Annotated in this window: 18 protein-coding genes and 1 riboswitch; of the genes, 7 read left to right on the top strand and 11 right to left on the bottom strand. The window is 70.0% G+C overall.

Going from position 1 to position 19,219, the window contains the following annotated elements; translation table 11 throughout:
• Positions 1–3: 3 nt before the first annotated feature.
• The 6 genes from MRBLWH11_RS19300 to MRBLWH11_RS19275 form a co-directional block, all read right to left on the bottom strand.
• Complete coding sequence (locus MRBLWH11_RS19300; protein ID WP_341946015.1) at positions 4–411, bottom strand: NUDIX domain-containing protein; 408 nt, start codon at positions 409–411, stop codon at positions 4–6.
• The gene (locus MRBLWH11_RS19295; RefSeq protein ID WP_341946014.1) at positions 404–1,768 is read right to left on the bottom strand and encodes an FAD-linked oxidase C-terminal domain-containing protein; all 1,365 of its coding nucleotides are present in this window, start codon (positions 1,766–1,768) and stop codon (positions 404–406) included. Before MRBLWH11_RS19295 ends, MRBLWH11_RS19300 begins: the two co-directional genes overlap by 8 nt.
• A gap of 10 nt (positions 1,769–1,778) precedes the next feature.
• Entirely contained in the window at positions 1,779–2,150 is a 372-nt protein-coding gene (locus MRBLWH11_RS19290; protein ID WP_341946013.1) for a YrdB family protein, read from the bottom strand.
• Between the two features lie 9 nt (positions 2,151–2,159).
• The gene (locus MRBLWH11_RS19285; protein ID WP_341946011.1) at positions 2,160–4,292 is read right to left on the bottom strand and encodes a sigma-70 family RNA polymerase sigma factor; all 2,133 of its coding nucleotides are present in this window, start codon (positions 4,290–4,292) and stop codon (positions 2,160–2,162) included.
• A 466-nt stretch (positions 4,293–4,758) separates the two neighbouring features.
• Positions 4,759–5,928: an N-acetylglucosamine-6-phosphate deacetylase gene (nagA, locus tag MRBLWH11_RS19280; RefSeq protein WP_341946010.1), complete on the bottom strand. Its 1,170-nt coding sequence runs from the start codon at positions 5,926–5,928 to the stop codon at positions 4,759–4,761.
• Entirely contained in the window at positions 5,925–7,436 is a 1,512-nt protein-coding gene (locus MRBLWH11_RS19275; protein WP_341946008.1) for a family 20 glycosylhydrolase, read from the bottom strand. The genes nagA and MRBLWH11_RS19275 overlap by 4 nt, the downstream gene beginning before the upstream one ends.
• Before the next feature lie 104 nt (positions 7,437–7,540).
• On the opposite strand from MRBLWH11_RS19275, the gene MRBLWH11_RS19270 reads away from it, so the two are divergent.
• The 4 genes from MRBLWH11_RS19270 to MRBLWH11_RS19255 all read left to right on the top strand — a co-directional run bounded on the left by MRBLWH11_RS19270 (position 7,541) and on the right by MRBLWH11_RS19255 (position 10,585).
• Entirely contained in the window at positions 7,541–7,867 is a 327-nt protein-coding gene (locus tag MRBLWH11_RS19270; RefSeq protein ID WP_341946006.1) for a hypothetical protein, read from the top strand.
• Positions 7,864–8,265 (top strand): type II toxin-antitoxin system VapC family toxin, encoded by a 402-nt coding sequence (locus MRBLWH11_RS19265; RefSeq protein ID WP_341946005.1) that lies wholly within the window; start codon positions 7,864–7,866, stop codon positions 8,263–8,265. Before MRBLWH11_RS19270 ends, MRBLWH11_RS19265 begins: the two co-directional genes overlap by 4 nt.
• A gap of 50 nt (positions 8,266–8,315) precedes the next feature.
• Positions 8,316–8,400: riboswitch (ZMP/ZTP riboswitch) on the top strand.
• Between the two features lie 35 nt (positions 8,401–8,435).
• Positions 8,436–9,710, top strand: coding sequence for a serine hydroxymethyltransferase (glyA, locus tag MRBLWH11_RS19260; protein ID WP_341946004.1), 1,275 nt, complete (start codon positions 8,436–8,438; stop codon positions 9,708–9,710).
• The gene (locus MRBLWH11_RS19255; RefSeq protein WP_341946003.1) at positions 9,707–10,585 is read left to right on the top strand and encodes a bifunctional methylenetetrahydrofolate dehydrogenase/methenyltetrahydrofolate cyclohydrolase; all 879 of its coding nucleotides are present in this window, start codon (positions 9,707–9,709) and stop codon (positions 10,583–10,585) included. Before glyA ends, MRBLWH11_RS19255 begins: the two co-directional genes overlap by 4 nt.
• Positions 10,586–10,660: 75 nt before the next feature.
• Here MRBLWH11_RS19255 and MRBLWH11_RS19250 read toward each other — a convergent pair whose 3' ends face one another.
• The 5 genes from MRBLWH11_RS19250 to MRBLWH11_RS19230 are packed head-to-tail and all read right to left on the bottom strand — an operon-like array spanning position 10,661 to position 15,951.
• Positions 10,661–11,215, bottom strand: a complete 555-nt coding sequence (locus MRBLWH11_RS19250) for a phage holin family protein (RefSeq protein ID WP_341946002.1) — start codon at positions 11,213–11,215, stop codon at positions 10,661–10,663.
• Positions 11,216–11,269: 54 nt separating this feature from the next.
• Positions 11,270–11,992: a DUF6882 domain-containing protein gene (locus MRBLWH11_RS19245; protein ID WP_341946001.1), complete on the bottom strand. Its 723-nt coding sequence runs from the start codon at positions 11,990–11,992 to the stop codon at positions 11,270–11,272.
• A gap of 46 nt (positions 11,993–12,038) precedes the next feature.
• Positions 12,039–13,259, bottom strand: a complete 1,221-nt coding sequence (locus MRBLWH11_RS19240; RefSeq protein WP_341945999.1) for an acyl-CoA dehydrogenase family protein — start codon at positions 13,257–13,259, stop codon at positions 12,039–12,041.
• Positions 13,259–14,485 carry an acyl-CoA dehydrogenase family protein gene (locus MRBLWH11_RS19235; protein ID WP_116634656.1) on the bottom strand — a complete coding sequence of 409 codons (1,227 nt, stop codon included), beginning with the start codon at positions 14,483–14,485 and terminating at the stop codon, positions 13,259–13,261. Before MRBLWH11_RS19235 ends, MRBLWH11_RS19240 begins: the two co-directional genes overlap by 1 nt.
• Complete coding sequence (locus MRBLWH11_RS19230) at positions 14,482–15,951, bottom strand: LLM class flavin-dependent oxidoreductase (RefSeq protein WP_341945998.1); 1,470 nt, start codon at positions 15,949–15,951, stop codon at positions 14,482–14,484. Before MRBLWH11_RS19230 ends, MRBLWH11_RS19235 begins: the two co-directional genes overlap by 4 nt.
• Before the next feature lie 180 nt (positions 15,952–16,131).
• Between MRBLWH11_RS19230 and MRBLWH11_RS19225 the strand changes: the two genes are divergently transcribed.
• Genes MRBLWH11_RS19225 through MRBLWH11_RS19215 form a run of 3 tightly spaced genes read left to right on the top strand, consistent with a single transcriptional unit; the run spans position 16,132 to position 19,199 of the window.
• Positions 16,132–17,472: a sugar ABC transporter substrate-binding protein gene (locus MRBLWH11_RS19225; protein WP_341945997.1), complete on the top strand. Its 1,341-nt coding sequence runs from the start codon at positions 16,132–16,134 to the stop codon at positions 17,470–17,472.
• Positions 17,465–18,388 carry a sugar ABC transporter permease gene (locus tag MRBLWH11_RS19220; RefSeq protein WP_341945996.1) on the top strand — a complete coding sequence of 308 codons (924 nt, stop codon included), beginning with the start codon at positions 17,465–17,467 and terminating at the stop codon, positions 18,386–18,388. Before MRBLWH11_RS19225 ends, MRBLWH11_RS19220 begins: the two co-directional genes overlap by 8 nt.
• On the top strand, positions 18,381–19,199 hold the full coding sequence (locus MRBLWH11_RS19215) for a carbohydrate ABC transporter permease (protein WP_341945994.1): 819 nt from the start codon (positions 18,381–18,383) through the stop codon (positions 19,197–19,199). The genes MRBLWH11_RS19220 and MRBLWH11_RS19215 overlap by 8 nt, the downstream gene beginning before the upstream one ends.
• The last annotated feature ends 20 nt before the right edge of the window (positions 19,200–19,219 follow it).

The following is a 19,219-nucleotide window of genomic DNA, read 5'->3' as shown; positions in this document are numbered from 1 at the left end:
GCCCTAGCGCGCCTGCGCCGGCCAGGCGATGGGCAGCAGATGCTCGAGGCTGAGCGGGGCGAGCGGCAGCGTCGCGACGTCAGACGGAGTGATCCAGCGCAGTTCGGCGAGCTCGGCCTGCACCGACACCGCCTCGGGGTCGATCGAGGTCGCGAACGCCTCGGCGACCACACGATGACCGGGTTCGTTGGCCGCCTCGGAGATGAACGTGCCGAGCGGCTGGAGGTCGGCCTCGTCGAGGAGCAGCCCGAGCTCTTCGTGCAGTTCGCGGATCAGCGTCTGCGCGGGGGATTCACCGGGCTCCGGCTTGCCGCCGGGCTGCATGAACCTCGTCGTGCCCTGCTTGCGCACGACGAGCACGCGCCCGTCGTCGTCGACGATCACGGCGGCGCTCACATGGATATCAGGCATCGGGCTCGAAGACCTTTCCGGGATTGAGGATGCCGAGCGGGTCGAACACGGCCGCGATCTGCCGCTGCAGCCGCCACTGGTCGTCGCCGAGCTCATCGGCGAGCCAGCGACGCTTCAGCACGCCGATGCCGTGCTCGCCGGTCAGGGTGCCGCCGAGGCGGATCGCCGCGCGGAACAGCTCGTCCGCGGCCGCCCAGACGTGCGCCGGAGTCTCGGACCCCTCGAAGATGAAGTTCGGATGCAGGTTGCCGTCGCCGGCGTGGGCGACCGTGGGGATCGTGAGCCCGAAATCGCGCTCGATGCGCGCGATCTCGTCGAACATGGCCGGCATCGCGCTGCGCGGCACCGAGACGTCTTCGATCAGCGTGGTGCCGAGAGAGGCCATCGCCGCGTGCATCGAGCGCCGGATCGCGAGAAGCCGCTCGCCGTCCTCGCGGTCGCGGGCGACGGTCGTGAGGCCGCCGTGATCGCGCAGGATCCCGGCGATCGTCTCGGCCTCCGCGGCGGCCGCGGGGCCGTCGGTGCGGATGGTGAGCTGGGCTGCACCGACAGCGGGGGCCGGCAGATCGAGCAGGGCGTGGACGGCGGCGAGGCTCGCGGCATCCATCAGCTCCATGATCGCCGGCTGCGCGCCGGCGGCGGTGACCGCAGCGGATGCCGAGGCCGCGGCCCGCACGCCGGGGAAGGTCGCGGTGAGGGTGCAGACGTCACCCGCGACGAGGCGGCGCAGCTTCAGCGTGGCGCCGACGACGACGCCGAGCGTGCCCTCCGAGCCGATCACCAGCGAGGTGAGGTCGAGGCCCGTCACGCCTTTGACGCTGCGGTGCCCGAGGTGCAGCAGGCGGCCGTCGGCGAGCACCAGGTCGACGCCGAGCACTGCGTCGCGCACGACGCCGTACTTGGCGCAGAGCAGTCCGCCCGCGCCGGTCGCGATGTTGCCGCCGACGGTCGAGATGTCGCGGCTGGCGGGGTCGGGCGCCCACCACACGCCGGAGACCGCGAGACGGTCGTTGAGGTCGGCGTTGAGGATGCCGGGTTCGACGACGGCGAGCAGGTCGTCGGGGCGCACCTCGAGGATCGCGTCCATCCGTCGGGTGGAGAGCACGATCTCTCCTTCGCCGGCGTTGGCCGCACCGGCCAGCCCCGTGCCCGCCCCGCGGACGACCACGGGTGTGCGGGTGGCGGTGGCGATCCGCATGGTCTGCTGCACGTGGTCCACGGTCTCCGCGTGCACGACCGCGAGCGGACGACCGACGGCGGCGTGCCCGGAGCGGTCGGCGCGCGCCTCTTCGAGCGTCGCATCGCTCACGTCGACGAGCGGGCCGAGCGCCTCCTGCAGCAGCGACAGTGCGGTCATGACCGCGTCTTCACGACAGGGCGCGTCGACCGCTGAGGACGCCGGTGACGATGGCGACCAGGGCGAACGCGGTGCCGATGAGCGCCTGGCCCATCGACCACCAGGCGATCGTGACGCCCACGTAGATGAAGAGCTCGACGGCGGCACGGAGGAATGGGTGCACTCGCAGAACAGGGCGCGGGGAGAGGAACAGAGCCCACACCAGGAGGACGACGACCGGCGCACCCACACCGGCGATGACGTTCCACGGAAGCGACCAGCTGGCGAAGCCCCACAGGGCGAGGGATGCCACCGCGACGACCAGCACGACGGCGCGGACGATGTCGAGAGCGGTGATGACCGGACGGTCGACGCCGGGGACGGGTACGGAATCCTGGGGCATGCTCCCAGTCTATTCGGCGGGTGCGGACCCCTCGGTCGTGGCGAGGGCCTCGTCCACCGGGGCGAGGACGGCGTCGACGGTCGGTGTCGGCTCGACGACCGCGGGTGCGGACTCGACAGGGGCAGGTTCCGTCTCGACAGGAGCCGGTTCCGTCTCGACAGGGGCGGGATCGGTCTCGACCGGAGCCGGAGCCTCCTCCGCCGAGCCGGGGGCGACCTCCACCGGGGCGGCCGTCTCGACAGGCTCTCCGGCAGGGACGCCTGCGGCGCTGTCGTCGAGGGGCGTGGCTTCCGCGACCGGAGCCGCATCCGCGTCGACGAGGAGGGGATTGCCCAGTGCGCGCAACGTCGTGTCGGCGGAGGGGCCGATGCCGTCGGCGAGCACGTAGCGGAAGGTCACCGTCGTGTCTGATGCGAACACCAGCTGGGCCAGACCGGGCCGCAGATCGATCGTTCCCTGGCCGAGGGAGTCGAGAACGATCTCGTCTCCTCCGCCACGGCTCCCGTCGAGCAGCGCCTCCACGGTCGCTCCGGGAACGCCCGTGATCGGCACGCTGTAGTGGATGCGCAGACCTTCGAACCAGATCGTGGCGGCGGACCAGGAGGGCGCGGTGGTCGGCACTCCGGGGTCTGTCGGATCGGTGGGATCGGTCGGGTCCGTGGGATCGGTCGGGTCGGTCGGGTCCGTGGGATCGGTGGGATCGGTCGGGTCTGTGGGATCGGTCGGGTCCGTGGGATCGGTCGGGTCGGTCGGGTCCGTGGGATCGGTCGGATCGGTCGGATCGGTCGGGTCGGTCGGGTCGGTCGGGTCCGTGGGATCGACGTCGTCCTCCGGGTCGGGAGCCGTCACCGGCGGCGCCGGCGGGGCGACGACCGGGCCGTTCTGCTCCGGAGTCGACCGCACCGCGGTCTCATCCGCCGGCGGGGGCGGCGTCGCGTCGGGCTTCGTCACCGGCGCGATGACGACCGGCTCTTCGAGGTTCATCGACGCGTCGGGTCCGACGTCGGACGTGATCGACGACGAGTCCGCGTCGGCGGCACTGGGGAGGGAGGTCGATGGATCGGCGCCCGCCAGGCCGGGGATGATCGTCGCCGCGGCGACGACGCCGGCGACGACCAGAGCAGCCGAGCCCGCGCCGACGAGGGCACCCATCCCGGTGAGCACGCCGCCGGAGGTGCCGGCACCGGTCGCGACACCCGCGCCGCCGCCCGCCGTGCCGCTCGAACCGGCTGCACCGCTGCCGGCGCCCGCGCCGAGGGCCGCGGCGCCGGGGTCGCCGGCGAAAACGCTGCCGGGGATGCTCGAGGGCATCGCGGCGAGAGCGACGATCGGCGTTCCGCCGCCCTGCAGCGTGGCGAGGTACCCCGCGGCGCCGGTGACGCCCAGCACGAGAGGCAGCAGGACGAGGGCGAGCCGCTTCGACACGTCTTTCGCCTCGGCGGCGACGATCATGCAGCGTGCGCACTCGTCGAGGTGGAGCTCGAGTCGCTTGTGATCACGTGTACCGAGGTTGCCCCGCGAGTATGCGCCGAGGTGCTCGATCGTCCACTGACAGTCCGACCCCTCAGCGGCGCTGCGCAGGTGAGCCTGGATCCACGCCTCACGAAGACCTTCGCGGGCCCGGAAGGCCAGCTGCGAGACGGCGCCGGACTTCATGCCGAGGAGCGGGCCCACCTCCTGCGGCTTCATCTGCTCGATCTCGGTGTACCAGAGCACCTCCTGCCAGCGGGAGGGAAGGCTGCGGAAGGCCTGCGCGGTCAGGCTGCGATCGAGTGCCTCGTTGGCTGCCTGGTCGGTGGTGTCCGGGTCGGCGACGGTGTCGAGCTCGTCGATCGCGGTCTCCCGACGCGACCGGCCCCATGCCGCCGCCGTGTTGCGGATGCTCGTGAACAGGTAGGCGCGGAACGACCCGTTCGGGCCGCCGCCCTTGATGATCGCCTGATAGATGCGCGTGTACGACTCCTGCACGAGGTCGTCGGGGTCGATCGACGAGGTGATGGAGCGCGCGACGGACAGGCCGGACGGGTAGTGGCGTCGCCAGAGCTCACCGAAGGCCTCCGTGTCGCCCGAGCGGGCGCGGAGGATCAGGTCGGCGTCGCCGATCGGTTCGTCGTGGTGTGAGTTCTGTTCGTGCACTGTCATCCATCGCTCCTGGGGCGCAGGAACGCCTCCACAGGAAGAGACGCGCGAGAGTGGATCTCATCACGCGTCTTTCCATTCTCTCCCGGATCTCCCAGCTTGGCCACCCCTCGGCGGGATCTCGCCGGCAGAATCTTTTCGTGGATAAATCCCAGGTCTGGACTAATTTCTCCGGATCGTCGAGAAAAGATTCCAGGAAAATCTGAGAAGTCGCGTAATGAATCGGCGTCGGCGTCGTCTCATCCCATAGAGACAGCCGTACGAATTCCACCGGGGGGCGGAGTTCAGGCGCTGGTGCGAGGGGCAACTGCACCGGCTGGGTGGGTCGAGAGCCTCGGGGGAGGAGTTCTCGGCCCCCCTCTCTGTGAGGGGGATGAGGCCGCCGATCTGGGGAGAGGCGGCCTCCCGCCCCGTCGTCGGATCGACCGGAGTGCTCAGAGCTGCGCGTCGTCGCGAGATGCGGTTCCTGTCAGCGGAGCCGCGGTCCCACCCAGACACGCGCGACGCGCAGTTCTGCATCCAGCAGCACCGCATCCGCGGTCATGCCGGCGCGGAGGCTGCCGAGCACGGCGTCGCGGCCGATCGCCCGCGCCGGCGTCTCGGTGAGTGCTCGAACGGCCTCCGGCAGCACGGCACCCGCATCGACCGCTTGGCGCAGCGCCACGTCCTGCGTCAGGGTCGAGCCCGCGATCGAGCCGGTGTCGTCGGCGCGGGCCACGCCGTTCTCGACCGTGACGCTCACGGCGCCGAGGTCGTAATGGCCGTCGGCGCTGCCGGCGGCGGCCATCGCGTCGGTGATCAGTGCCACGCGTCCCGGAGCGGAGTCGAAGATCAGCTTGATCACGTGAGGATCGAGGTGCACGTTGTCGGCGATCGCCTCGAGGATCACGCGGTGATCCGCCGCGGCGGCTAGCACGGGACCGGGTGCGCGGTGGTGGATGCCCGGCATCGCGTTGAACGCATGCGTGAGGATCGATGCGCCCGCTTCGAAGGCGGCGACCGCCATCGTCGCATCCGCGCTCGTGTGCCCGACCGCCGCTGCCGAGCCTGCGGCGACGATCTGTCGGATCGCGTCGAGTCCGCCCGGCAGTTCCGGGGCGATCGTCACCTGACGGACGGTGCCGCGCCCGGCTTCGAGGAGGCGGGCGACATCATCGGCCGCCGGTGCCCTGAGGAGCGAGGGCTCGTGGGCGCCGTGGTGGGCGGGATCGAGGAAGGGACCCTCCAGGTGGATGCCGAGGATGTCGGCATCCGTCTCCATGAGGTCGGCGATCGTCGCGACGCTGCGGGCGAGATCGTCCAGGGGTGCCGTCACGAGCGAGATCACCGCGCGGGTCGTACCGTGAGCGCGATGCAGGGCGCGCCCGGTACGGATGGCCTCCACGCCGTCGTCGAACGCGGCTCCGGCTCCGCCGTGCCCGTGGATGTCGACGAAACCGGGGGTGAGCACGGCGCCGGGGCCGGCGAGCTCGGCGGCGTCGATCGTCTCATCCGCGGGTTCCCAGGTCGTCCCCGTCCCGCGTCCGACGATCTCGCCGTCCGCGAAGCGGACCCAGCCGTCTTCGACGATCTCGCCGCGGTCGACGATGCGGGCGGAATGGATGACCAGCGAGCCGGTCGCGGAGGAGTGGATGCTCAACGTTCGCTCCAGGGGATCTCGTCGGCGGGGTGGAAATCGACTCCCTCAGCCTTCCACAGCGGGGCGAGGGAGCCGAGCCGCTCGCGGAACGACGACCAGACGCGGTCGGGCGCCTCCTTCGGCGACCATGCGATCTCCGCCTGCGCGGCGGCGCGCGGGAAGACGAGCTTCTCGACGTCGCTCAGCGTGCGCGTGGTCTCGGACCAGAGCGGAGCCTCGATGCCGAGGATGGCGGCATCCGGGATCTCGAGTACCGCGGTCGGCTCCCATTCATAGGCCGAGCGGACGTCGATGATCGCCGCCCAGGTCAGCCCGAGGGGGAAGTCCTCCGAGTACTTCATGTCGAGGTAGGCGACGTCGGCGGCAGACATGATCAGCGCGCCACCGCGTTCGACGAAGTGGGTCGCCTCCTCGGCGTGGGTGCCCTCCGGTGTGGTCTTGCCCCAGTACTGGCCGACCGTTCCCTCGGCGATCTCGGCTGCCGAGCACATCTCGTGCCAGGCGACCGGCGTCTTGCCCTCGGCGAAGACGATGGCGGTGACGCGTTCGGCGAACAGGTCGAAGTCCGCCTGCGGGGTGCCGAGCGATTCGTCTCCGCCGACGTGGATGTACGGTCCGGGCGTGAGCTCGGCGAGCTCGCGGACGACGTCGCGGACGAACTCGTAGGTGCGCTCCTCGTGGATGCGGACGCTGGAGTGGCCGACGCCCCAGCCCAGGTACGTCTCCCCGGCGACGGGCAGCGGCTGCCCGAGTCTCGCGGATTCGGCGACGAGGCCGTCGTTCAGCACCGGCGGCTCGACGAGATCGGGGTACGCGACGCCGATGGCATGCGTGTGGCCCGGCAGGTCTATCTCGGGGATCACGATCATGTGGCGCTCTGCCGCGTACGACACGATCTCGCGGTAGTCGTCCTTCGTGTAGAAGCCGCCGGGGTGGCCGTCGACCGACGTGGCGGAGGAGAGCTCGGTGAGGAGCGGCCACGAGTCGATGTGGATGCGCCAGCCCTGGTCGTCGCTCAGGTGCAGGTGCAGGTGGTTGAACTTCAGCGCACTGGTGCTGTCGATGAAGGTCTTCACCTCGGCCACGTCGAAGAAGTGCCGGGCGACGTCGAGCATGACGCCGCGACGACCGAACCGCGGAGCATCCTGCACCTCGGAGCGCAGGAAGCCCCATCCGCTCTCGTCCTCGCGGAACAGCTGCAGCAGGGTCTGCACGCCGTAGAACAGGCCGGCCTCGTCGGCGCCGACGACGACCGCGCCGTCGCCGACGGAGAGCGTGTAGCCCTCGGTGGCGGCCACGGTCGGGTCGACGCGGAGCTCGACGTCGGCCGGGGCCGCGTCCGAGAGAGAGAGGCGGATGCCGCTGCGTCGCTCGACCGCCTCGATCAGCTGCGTCGCGGCGGGGGAGGGGCCGAGCACGCGCGTCGTCGCGGTGATCGGCATCCGTCCCTCTCCTGCGGTGGCGGACACGGGCGCTGGCACGAGCGGAAGGGAATGGGTAAAGACCATGAACAAAACCTACCCGGCGGCAGCATCCAGCGGAATGGTGGAGGTCGAATCGATTCTGTGGACAACCTCCGCGGCGATGCGTCCTCCCCCGCTATCGTCTCCCCATGCTGAGATCACAGACGGTGCATGCAGATGTGCATGCTAATATCCGTCGCATGGTGGCGATTCAAGTGCGAGATGTGCCGGACGGAATCCGGGACGATCTGATGCGGGCGGCTCGCGAGCGGGGGCAATCACTGCAGGTGTTCCTTCGTGAAGTCCTGGAAGTCGAGGCGAGGAAGTCGCGAAACCGCGAGTTCCTCCGTGCGATGGCGCCGATTCCGGTCTCCGGAGAGATGTCCTCCGATCGCATCGCAGAGCTGATCCGCGAAGGCCGGGACGAACGTGACGAACGCATCATGGACGTGCTGGGCACGCCAGCCGATTCGTGATCGTTCTCGACGCTTCGGCCCTGGTCGAGGCGATCACCGACCTCGGTGATCGAGGACAGCAGGTGCGTGAGGTCATGATGGGTGATGGTGACTGGGCGATGCCCGCGCATGGTCCGACGGAGGTCGCGAACGCCCTTCGAGGGCTGCGTCTCGCCCGTCTGACGACCGATGCGGAGTTTCGTGGACAGCTTGCGCTGCTTCAGCGGATGGAGCTGGTGTTGTTTCCGGTGTCGCCGCTCCTCGGGAGAGTCGCCGACCTCGCCATGAATGCCACGGCCTACGATGCGGCGTACCTTGCGCTGGGAGAGCTGCTCGAGGCCAGGGTGCTGACGATCGACCGCAAACTCGCCACGGTCCCGGGCGCCCATGCCGACGTCCACGTGGTACCGGTCGGATGATCTCGCAGCGTCGTCGCGGGACGCGGCGTGCAGCGGCGATCCGCTATGCTCGTAACCGTCGCAACTGGCGTCTGGGTGGACTACCACCGGGGAGCGACTGACCACGGAATTCGACCGCGCGCCTGGGCCGATCGGTACACCCTTCGAATCCGTCGTCAGAGGAGCATGTCATGACCGACCGTTACTTCAACGCCCCGCTTTCCGAGGTCGATCCCGAGATCGCCCAGGTACTCGACCGCGAGCTGAAGCGTCAGCAGACGTTCCTCGAGATGATCGCCTCCGAGAACTTCGTGCCTGTCTCCGTGCTGCAGTCGCAGGGCTCGGTGCTCACGAACAAGTACGCCGAGGGGTACCCGGGTCGTCGCTACTACGGCGGCTGCGAAGAGGTCGACGTCGCGGAATCGCTGGCGATCGAGCGGGCCAAGAGCCTGTTCGGCTCGGAGTTCGCCAACGTCCAGCCCCACTCGGGTGCCTCGGCGAACGCCGCCGTGCTGCACGCGATCGCCCGCCCCGGCGACACGCTGCTCGGACTGTCGCTCGACCAGGGCGGCCACCTGACGCACGGCATGAAGATCAACTTCTCCGGCCGTCTCTACGACATCGTCGCCTACGGCGTGAACCCCGAGACCTCCGTCATCGACATGGACGAGGTGCGCCGGCTCGCGATCCAGCACAAGCCGAAGGTGATCATCGCCGGCTGGTCGGCCTATCCGCGAACGCTCGACTTCGCGGCGTTCCGCGCCATCGCCGACGAGGTCGGTGCGCTCCTCTGGGTCGACATGGCGCACTTCGCCGGTCTCGTGGCCGCCGGCCTGCACCCGAACCCGGTGCCGCACGCGCACGTCGTCTCGTCGACCGTGCACAAGACCATCGGCGGTCCTCGCTCGGGCTTCATCCTCACGAACGACGCCGACATCGCGAAGAAGATCAACACCGCCGTGTTCCCGGGCCAGCAGGGCGGTCCGCTCATGCACGTGATCGCCGCCAAGGCGACCGCGTTCAAGCTCGCCGCCACTCCCGAGTTCGCCGAGCGTCAGGAGCGCACCCTGCGCGGTGCCGCTCTCATCGCGGAGCGCCTCTCGCAGCAGGACGTGAAGGATGCCGGAATCGGCGTGCGCTCCGGCGGTACCGACGTGCACCTCGTGCTCGTCGACCTGCGTGACGCCGAGATCGACGGCAAGCAGGCCGAAGACCTGCTGCACGACATCCGCATCACGGTGAACCGCAACGCGGTGCCGAACGACCCGCGCCCGCCGATGGTCACCTCGGGTCTGCGCGTCGGCACGCCGGCGCTCGCGACCCGCGGCTTCGGCGACGCGGAGTTCACCGAGGTCGCCGACATCATCGCGCTCGCGCTGATCCCCGGCGCCGACGTCGAGGCGCTCCGTGCGCGCGTGGACGCGCTCGCCGCGGCCTTCCCGCTCTACCCGGACCTGCAGCAGTGACCGCTGTCGTCCTCGATGGCAAGGCGGCCGCTGCTGAGATCCGCGCCGAGCTGACGGAGCGGGTCGCCGCGCTGAAGGAGAAGGGCGTCACGCCCGGCATCGCGACCGTGCTCGTCGGCGCCGACCCGGCATCGCAGCTCTATGTGGGCATGAAGCACCGGCAGTCGGAGGCGATCGGGATGAACTCGATCCAGCGCGAGCTGCCCGCGGACGCCACCCAGGCCGACGTCGAGGCGCTGATCGACGAGCTCAACGCCGATCCGGCGTGCCACGGCTACATCGTGCAGCTGCCGCTGCCGAAGCACATCGACACCGACGCGATCCTCGAGCGCATCGACCCGGCGAAGGATGCCGACGGCCTGCACCCGACCAACCTCGGTCGGCTCGTGCTGAACGTGAACGCACCGATCCACACGCCGCTGCCGTGCACCCCGCGGGGCGTGATCGAGCTGCTCCTGCGCAACGACTACGACCTCACGGGCAAGCACGTGGTCGTCGTCGGACGCGGTGTCACCATCGGACGCTCGATCGGTCTGCTGCTGACGCGACGCGACCTGAACGCGACGGTCACGCTCACGCACACCGGCACCGTCGACATGCCGCGCTACCTGCGCGAGGCCGACGTCATCGTCGCGGCAGCGGGGGTCAAGCACCTCATCCGCGCCGAGGACGTCAAGCCCGGCGCGGCCGTGCTCGATGTCGGCGTCACGCGGGAGAGCGACCCGGAGACGGGCAAGAGCCTCGTCTTCGGCGACGTGCACCCCGACGTCGCTGAGATCGCCGGCTACCTGTCGCCGAACCCGGGTGGTGTCGGCCCGATGACGGTGGCCCTGCTCATGACGAACGTGGTCGAGGCGGCCGAGCGGGTCGCCTAGCCCAAGCTCCCGTCGCAGAAAGGCACCCATTCCACCGTGGATGGGTGCCTTCTCGCGATCGGAGCGAGCCCGGAGTCAGCCGAGTTCGTCGAGCATCCGACGCTGCTCGGGAGTGAGGCCGTCCTTGAGCTCGTCGCGGGCGGCCGTCGTCTCCGGCGTCTCGGGGGCAGGGGCGGATGCCGTGGGCTTCGCACCGCCGCCCTTGACGCGCGCCTGGACGACGTCGTAGATCTCTCCGGCCTTGGCGTGGAGCTTGTCGTCGATCTGGTCGTAGACGACCCAGCCGAGCAGCAGGATCAGCGGCGGGATGACGTAGCCCCAGAAGCTCGTGGAGCGCACGCCGCTCAGCCACACCGTGAGGACCCACACGATCAGCTCGACGATGTACACGAGCACGTACTGGACGACCTTCTCGCCCGTCTTCGTGCGGTCCGCGGCCGACTTCGCGGCAGACCGTCGGAAGACGTTCCGCAGCAGCGGCTTCACGAACAGGGCCGCGAGCGTCAGGATGATGGCGGCCCAGAGCGCGTTCCACCCGACGGAGACTCCGCGCAGCAGCACACCGATGAGCAGCAGGACCGCGACGTTGAAGACGTAGAGCGATACGAACCGGACGATTCCGTTCTTCATGCGACCAGAGTCCCACACCGGGCCTGATCCCGCAGGTGCCGCGCCCGCGTCGGATCAGGCCTGCGCCTGGAGCGACCCCTCGATCCCGCTGATCCGCGCCTGCTCGTCGAAGCGGAACGTCGCCGAGCCCGAGGCGTCGACGACAGAGGCTCCGGAGAACGCCTCATCCGTCCAGGTGAGGGTCCAGCCGGCGAGGCGGGCGAGGTCCCAGACGGACGTGCGGGCGTCGGTGAGGGCCAGGCCCGAGAGGATGCGGGGGAGCGCGATGACGGCGTCGGACACCGTGAGGGGCGGGAGCGGCGCGTCGAGGAGGAAGACGGCTCGGGTGCCGCCGCCCACCGGCGCGGAGTAGTAGGGCGAGCGGCCGGTGAGCTCCACCGCGACCCCGCCGACCACGTGAGCCGCCTGGGCGATCCATGCCTCGTCCGCGGCCGCGTCTGCCGGGAAGGGGACCTCGGGGGCGGTGAGATCGGCGATGCCGTGCTCCGTCCCGTAGGAACGCAGCTGTGCGGCGATGCCCTGGGCATCGCCCTGCGGGTGCGCCCAGGCCCACAGCATCGACCGTGGCCCCGGGGCGATCGTCGCGATCAGGTGCGCCCGCGTGACGAGCTGGCGAGAGGGGTCGGCGTTCGCCGTGAAGGTGATGGTGCCCGCGGCCATGTCCGCGTCCCAGCGGTGCTCACCCAGCGCGTCTGCCGCGGTGGCGAGAGCGTCCTGGCGGAGCGCGGTGAACAGGGCGGCACGGTCGGCGAGGGGCTGGAGCGCGGCGAAGGTCATGCTGACAGTCTCGCCCGGATTGCTATGAATACGCCAGAGCCGGAGGTCACCCCGGCAGAGCGCTCTCGACGGCGGCCTTCGACTCTCCGACCGCCCAGACGAAGTCGGGGGTGCGTCCGTTGACCGCGTGGTCGCCGAGTTGGCGCGCCTTGAAGATCCACGGGTTGTGGGACGCGACCGTGCGGGCGTTGCGCCAGTGGCGATCCAGTGCCGTCCCCGATCGCACGGCGGATGCGCCGAGGGTGTCGAACAGGCGGGACGCGGCGCGAGGGACCAGATCGGTGAGCACGATCTGCGCCCTCGACGAGCCGAGCTCCGCTGCCGCCACGGCATCCTCGGTCTCGGACGTGCCCAGGACGTCCGCCGCATGCTGCACGGCACGGGCGACATCGAGCACGAGCGCACGTGCCGTCGCACTCGTCGCCGTCAGCTCTCCGACGATCTGCAGCACCTGCGGGTCGTCGGCCACGCGGTTCGCGCTCCCGTGGCTGTAGGTGCGGGTGCGCGCACGCACCTGCGCGACCGTGTCGCGTTCGATCGCGGCGGCGATCCCCGCGAGCACCGCCAGCAGCGTGAGCTGGTAGACGGCCGTCTGATACGGGAATCTCGAGGTGAACGGCTCGACGTCGTCCTCGTCGACGCTCGCGTCGGTGAACACGGCCGTGCCGGTCCCCGTCAGCGGCTGTCCGAAGCCGTCCCAGTCGTCCGAGATCTCCACGCCGTCCTGGTGCCGCCGGATCAGCGCGGTGACGGTCTCGCCGTCCAGATCGACGGTGGCGTCCACCCAGTCGGCGAAGATGCTGCCCGTCGTGTAGAACTTGCGTCCGTCCACCCGCCAGGTGCCGTCTGCTCGCCGGCTCACCCGTGTCGCGTTCGTGCCGACCGCCGCCGCGCCGTTCTCCGACCACGCGTTGCCGACCAGCTCGCCGTCGGAGATGCGGTCGAGCCACCGTGATCGTCGATCGCTCGGCGCCGCGGCCAGCACGTGCTCGACGTACGCGATGTGGCCCCGGAAGATCTGGGGGAGGTTCGAGTCCGCCGCGGCGAGCTCGATGAGCAGCTCGGCGAACGACGGCCAGTCGAGCCCGAAGCCGCCGTCGTCGATCGGCAGCCGAAGCCTCCCGAAGCCGGCGTCGCGCAGTGCCTCGACTTCGGTGAAAGGAAGCTCATGGCCCTGCTCGCGCACGACCGTGCCCGCCGCGATCTCGGCGAACACGGGCCGCAGGTGCTCTCGAGCGACGGCGAGCCGCTGCGTCTGCTCGCTCATCAGGTGTACAGGGAGATCGGCTGGAGCTCGCCGTTCAGCGTCCAGGCGCCGACCTCGAGCTTCTTGTAGTCGACCGGATCGTGCAGCGAGTGCGTGCGGACGTTCCTCCAGAAGAGATCCAGCCCGACATCGGCGCGCGCCGAGCTCGAACCCGTGATCTCGAAGATCCGGTTCGCGACCTCGATGCCGACCTCGGTCGACACCACCTTCACCTTGGCGATCTCGATCGCCAGCTCCCCGCGGCGCTCTGCCGTGACGGCGTCCCCTTCATCCACGACCTCGTCGAAAAGGCGCCCGGCGCGGTCCGTCAGAGCCTCGACCGCGGCGATGCGCGAGGCGAACTCGCCGACGACGCGCTGCACGAACGGGTCGTCCCGGTAGGAGTCGGCCTGGCTGAGGAACCAGGCGCGGGGGCGCGCACGCACCAGGTCGAGTCCTCGCGCGAGGGCCCCCTCGGCGATCCCGAGATACAGATTTCCGAAGGCGAGCTGGATGCCGGGCGTGATCAGCGTCGAGAACGGCTCGTCGCCGAGCTCGCCGAGCACATCGTCTGCCGAGACGCGGACGTCGTCGAAGCGCACGGACCCGCTGGCGGACAGGCGCTGTCCGAGCGCATCCCAGTCGCCGAGATAGCGGATTCCCTCGCGATCGTGATCGAGCACGACGAACAGCACCTGTCCGTCGCGGTCTCCACCGCGGACGAGCGCCGCGGCCAGCACCACGTCGCCGGCCGATGCGCCGGTCGAGAAGCGCTTCAGGCCGTTGAGTCGGAAGCCGTCGCCGTCCGCCGTCAGCTCGAGGTCCGGGTCGGTCGGGTTCACGGAGTCGCCCCACACCCACCGGCCCGCGATGGTCTTGCGATGCCAGGCCTCTTGCACCGACGGGTCGGCCGCGAAGCCGATGTTGCTCGAGTTGATGTAGTGGTAGGCGAGGACCTGGGCCACCGATGCGTCGGCACGCGACAGGATGCGGATGACGAGGAATGCCGTCTCCCAGTGCGCGCCGCCTCCGCCGAACTCGGCCGGTTCGAGCAGCGTCACCAGCCCCGCATCGCGGAGCAGGTCGAGTTCGACCGTGGGGTCCTGATTCGCGCGGTCGCGCTGCAGGGCGTCGCTCGCGAGCTCGTCGGCGACACGCTCTGCGACTCCACGCCAGTGGGCTCGCTCCGCGGCATCCGCGGTACCCGTCCAGCGGCTGCGATTCGTGGTCTCTGCGATGACGCTCATCGGGCGCCCTCCTTCTCGGTGAGTTCGGTCAGGTCGTCGTTCGCGGCATCCACCAGCGGGCCGCCGAGTGTGCCGTCGAGCGCGCTGGGACCGCCGACGTAGGCGCCCCGATACGCGTGCGCGGGGTGCCACTCCGGAACGACCGGAGAGCCGTCGCCGGTGAGCCTCCCGCGCAGCGTGCCCTCGGGATAGTCATCCCACGTGCGGCCACGGCGGCGGAGTTCGGGGACGAGGTGCTCGACGATGTCCTCGAACGATCCCGGCGTCACCACGTAGGCGATGTTGAAGCCGTCGACGCCGCCGACCTCGACCCATCGCTCGAGCTCGTCCGCCACGGTCTGCGGGCTGCCGACGATGACGGGGCCGATGCCGCCGATCCCGACGTAGTGGGCGATGTCGCGCGGCGTCCACCGGCGCTCCGGATCGGCCTTGGTGAAGAGCGACAGCGCCGAGCGCCCGGCATCCGTGTCGATGTATTCCAGGGGGACGTCGGGGTCGTACTGTGACAGGTCGAGTCCCGTCCATCCCGCGTAGAGCGCCAGGGCGCCCTCGACCGAGACGTAGCGGCGGTAGTCCTCGAGCCGGGCCTGCGCCTCCTCGTCGGTGGCCGCGACCACGATCGTGATCAGGGTGAGGATCTTGACCGAGTCCCGCGGGCGTCCGAGAGCCTCCGCACGATCGCGGATGTCGTCGGTCACCGGTCGCGTCACCTCCGGACGCAGCCCGTTGATGAAGATCGCCTCACCGTGCTTCGCCGCGAACTGGCGCCCGCGCGGCGAGGCTCCCGCCTGGAACATCACCGGAGTGCGCTGGGGGCTCGGCTCGGCGAGGTGGATGCCGGGGACCCGGTAGTGCCGCCCCTCGTGTGCGATCGGGTGCACGCGCGCCGCATCGGCGAAGACACCGGACTCGCGGTCGCGGAGCACCGCGGCGTCCTCCCACGACCCCTCCCACAGCTTGTACGTCACGTCGAGGAACTCCTCGGCGATCTCGTACCGGTCGTCGTGGGCGATCTGCGTGTCGAGCCCGAGGTTGCGTGCGGCGGAATCGAGGTAGCTGGTCACGACGTTCCACCCCACCCGCCCCCGCGTGAAGTGGTCGAGGGTCGAGAACCGGCGGGCGAGCGCGTAGGGCTGTTCGTAGGTCGTGGCGACGGTCACCCCGAATCCGAGATGCTCGGTCGCGTGCGCCATCGCGGAGATCTGCACGACCGGATCGCCGAGGGGCACCTGCGCCGCATCGCCGAGCGCCGTGGCGGCCGAGTCGCGGTAGACGTCGTAGGTCCCGAGCACGTCGGCGATGAAGATCGCATCGAACATGCCGCGCTCGAGCGTCTTCGCGAGGTCCACCCAGTAGTCGAGATCGTGGTACCGGTCGGCCCGGTTCTCCGGGTGCCGCCAGAGTCCGGGAGCCTGGTGCGTCACGCATGTCATGTCGAAGGCGTTCAGGATGATGCGGCGTGACACGGTGCTCCTCAGGTGGTCGGGGACTCCGCGACCATAGCCACTCGGGTTGCGCTCTGTCGCGCGGGATGACTCTTCGCGTCGCCACACGACGAACTGTTACGTCCGCGATGCGTCGGTCCACGGCCGAGACCTAGCCTGAGCGCCGATCCGCTTCCCCGACCCGACGCCTGAGGAGCCCCCATGTCATCCCTTCCGAGCCGCGGTGGACGCCGCATCCTTCTCGGTGCCGCCGCCCTCACGGCCGCGACCCTCGTCATCGCCGGCTGCGCGACGCAGACTCCCGACGCGGGCGGAGCGGGCGACGACGGGGACTTCTCCGGGCAGAGCCTGAACGCTCTGCTCATCACCTCGCACGAGGGTGCGGCCAACTGGCTCAAGGAGCACTTCGAAGAGGAGACCGGCGCCGAGGTGAACCTCACCATCGTCCCCTACGACGAGATCGGCTCCACACTCGCACTCGACCAGCAGTCGGGAGCGAACACGTTCGATGTCGCGGCTCCCTGGTACGTGTCGATCGGCGACCTCGCCGAGGGCGGCTCGATCCAGGACCTCACGGACTGGATCGCCGAGACCCCCTCGCTCGAGGAGGACGACTTCATCCCCTCCATCAACGACCCGTACACCCTGGTCGGCGACCGCCGCTACGGTCTGCCCTTCGACGGCGACACGCACGTGCTCTTCTACAACAAGGAGATCCTCGAGCGGAACGGCATCACCGAGCCGCCCGCGACCTGGGACGAGTACGTGGCCGACGTCAAGACCATCACCGAGAACGAAGGCGCGGACGGCGTGTACGGCTCTGCGATCTTCGGACAGAAGTCGCCCCTGATCCTCGGCGCCGCCTACGCGAACCGGCTGGCCGGCTTCGGCGGGGAGTTCGTCGACGAGGACGGCAAGCCCACGATCAACTCTCCCGCTGCGGTGGCCGCGGCCCAGTCGCTGGTGGATGCCGTGCCGTACGCCTTCCCGACGGCAGCCGAGACCGACTTCGGCGTCGGCAACGGCGCCTGGTACGACGGCAAGGTCGGCTTCATCGAGAACTGGACCGACCTCGGCGTGGGCTCGGAGACGAACCCCGACTCCAAGGTCGCGGGCAAGTGGGGTGTGACGACGCTGCCCGTCGGCGGCGACAACACCGAGGCGCGGGCGTCGCTCGTGGCCGGCTTCACGTGGGTCATCGCCGCGAACACCGAGAAGACCGACCTGGCGAAGGCGTTCATCGAGTACGCCGCGTCGAGCGAGGTCAACTCCGAGCTGATCGTCGCCGACCCGCAGACGGGCATCGACCCGAACCGCGAGTCCTCGCTCGAGAGCACGGCGTACGGGGAGACCTACCCCGACCTACAGCGGGTCAACCGCACGACGCTCAGCGGATCGCTCGCCTGGCCGACGGGAGAGAACGCGTCGCAGGCGGCGCAGATCCTCACCGACGAGCTGGCGAAGCTCATCGCGGGTGACGGCGGCACTGCCAAGGAGACACTCGACCGCGTCCAGGCCGAGTGGGAAGAGATCCTTGGCTGACGCCTCCGCGATCCAGGTGCGTGCCGCCCGCGCGTCCGGCCGAGTGCCGAGACGGGCGGGCGGCTCCGCGCGGGCGGGCGCCGGGCTGCTCACGGCGCCGACGATCCTGTCGATCGTGGTGCTCGGCGCGTATCCGCTCCTGTTCATCCTCGCCGCGGCCTTCACGGACTCGACGCTCGGGCGGCCCTTCCAGGAGTGGGTCGGGACGGCGAACCTGGAGACGATCCTCGCCGATGCCGACGTCGTCGCCTCGTTCGGACGGACTGTCGCGTACGCGGTCGCGGTCGCCGTCGTGAGCGTCGTGCTGGGCGTCGTGATCGCCGTCGCGCTGGAGCGCGCGACCCGAGCCGGCGCGGTCCTGCGGACGCTGCTCCTGCTCCCGCTGATCACGCCCCCGGTCGTGGTCGGCACGCTGTGGAAGCTCGTGTTCAACCCGGGCGGCGGACTGCTCGCGACGCTGCTTCCCGGCGTCTCGCTCACGCCGCTGTCGACGACGGCCTGGGCGCTCCCGGCGATCGGTCTCGCCGATGTCTGGCAGTGGACGCCGCTGATCGTGATCCTCGTCTACGCCGCGCTGCTCACGCAGGACCCCTCGGTGCGAGAGGCCGCGTCGCTCGACGGCGCTCACGGCGCGGGGCTGTTCCGGCACATCACCTGGCCGGCGATCGCGGGCACCGTGATCGCGGCGCTCTTCATCCGTCTCGTCATCGCGCTGAAGGTCTTCGATCTCGTGTTCGTCATGACGTCGGGCGGACCCGGTCAGGCCTCGACCGTGACCACGTACCTCATCCAGCAGGTCGCCCTCAAGGAGTTCGACATCGGTCGCGCGTCGGCGATCACCCTCGTGTTCGCGGTCATCGTCACGGTGGTGACGCTCGTGGTGGCCGTCTTCGCCCGAAAGGCCCGTCATGACTGACCGGCGCACCCGTCAGCGGCCCGTCGCGAGCACGGTGCTCTTCGTGGCTCTCGCGGTCACCCTCGTCCCGCTCGCCTATCTGTTCTCGGTGTCGCTGATGGGGCGCGACGAGACCGTCTCCGGAGTCCTGTGGAGCGCTGCCCCGCAGTGGGAGAACTGGGGGGATGTGCTGGCCACCGACATCCCGCGTTCGATCCTGAACTCCCTGGCCGCCGCCGTCGGCGGCGCTGTGGTGTCGCTGGTCATCGCGGTCCCCGGTGCCTGGGCCATCGTCCGGCACAACGCCGGTGGGCGCACGCTCGCCGCGACGCTCATGAGCCCGTGGCTCCTCCCGCCGATCGTCGCCGTGGTCCCGCTGCTCACACTGCTGCGCTCGATCGGGCTCAACAACACGCTCGTCGGGCTCACGCTCGTCTACGCGCTCGTCAACGTCCCGGTGGCCGTCTGGCTGCTGGAGGGATTCCTCCGCCGGCTGCCGGTGGAGATCGAGGAGGCGGCGCGCATCGACGGAGCGGGGACCCTGCGGATGCTCTGGTCGGTCGTCGTGCCGCTGCTCCTGCCCAGTCTCGTCGCGATCGGGATCATCGTCGCGATCCTCAACTACAACGAGTTCCTGCTCGCCACGTTCCTCACGCAGAGCGTGGACGCGCAGACGTTCCCGGTCGCCCTCTCGCTGTTCTACGGCGATCGCACGCCGCACTTCGGCAAGATCGCCGCCGCGTCGTTCATCGGCGTGATCCCGGTCTTCGCGGCCGCGGTGTTCTTCCAGCGCTGGCTGGTGGGCGGGTTGACGGCAGGGGCGGTGCGCTGATCCCGGTTCCTGGCGGAACC

It is taken from the genome of Microbacterium sp. LWH11-1.2, assembly GCF_038397745.1.
In the GTDB taxonomy this organism is placed as follows: domain Bacteria; phylum Actinomycetota; class Actinomycetes; order Actinomycetales; family Microbacteriaceae; genus Microbacterium.
Note: the sequence above shows the minus strand (reverse complement) of the source record. Positions and strands in the feature narration are given on the sequence as shown.

Coding starts and splice junctions, on each gene's coding strand:
- MRBLWH11_RS19300 (WP_341946015.1), bottom strand. CDS start 411: ATGCCTGATATCCATGTGAGCGCCGCCGTGATCGTCGACGACGACGGG.
- MRBLWH11_RS19295 (WP_341946014.1), bottom strand. CDS start 1,768: ATGACCGCACTGTCGCTGCTGCAGGAGGCGCTCGGCCCGCTCGTCGAC.
- MRBLWH11_RS19290 (WP_341946013.1), bottom strand. CDS start 2,150: ATGCCCCAGGATTCCGTACCCGTCCCCGGCGTCGACCGTCCGGTCATC.
- MRBLWH11_RS19285 (WP_341946011.1), bottom strand. CDS start 4,292: ATGACAGTGCACGAACAGAACTCACACCACGACGAACCGATCGGCGAC.
- MRBLWH11_RS19275 (WP_341946008.1), bottom strand. CDS start 7,436: ATGGTCTTTACCCATTCCCTTCCGCTCGTGCCAGCGCCCGTGTCCGCC.
- MRBLWH11_RS19270 (WP_341946006.1), top strand. CDS start 7,541: ATGCTGAGATCACAGACGGTGCATGCAGATGTGCATGCTAATATCCGT.
- glyA (WP_341946004.1), top strand. CDS start 8,436: ATGACCGACCGTTACTTCAACGCCCCGCTTTCCGAGGTCGATCCCGAG.
- MRBLWH11_RS19250 (WP_341946002.1), bottom strand. CDS start 11,215: ATGAAGAACGGAATCGTCCGGTTCGTATCGCTCTACGTCTTCAACGTC.
- MRBLWH11_RS19245 (WP_341946001.1), bottom strand. CDS start 11,992: ATGACCTTCGCCGCGCTCCAGCCCCTCGCCGACCGTGCCGCCCTGTTC.
- MRBLWH11_RS19240 (WP_341945999.1), bottom strand. CDS start 13,259: ATGAGCGAGCAGACGCAGCGGCTCGCCGTCGCTCGAGAGCACCTGCGG.
- MRBLWH11_RS19235 (WP_116634656.1), bottom strand. CDS start 14,485: ATGAGCGTCATCGCAGAGACCACGAATCGCAGCCGCTGGACGGGTACC.
- MRBLWH11_RS19225 (WP_341945997.1), top strand. CDS start 16,132: ATGTCATCCCTTCCGAGCCGCGGTGGACGCCGCATCCTTCTCGGTGCC.
- MRBLWH11_RS19215 (WP_341945994.1), top strand. CDS start 18,381: ATGACTGACCGGCGCACCCGTCAGCGGCCCGTCGCGAGCACGGTGCTC.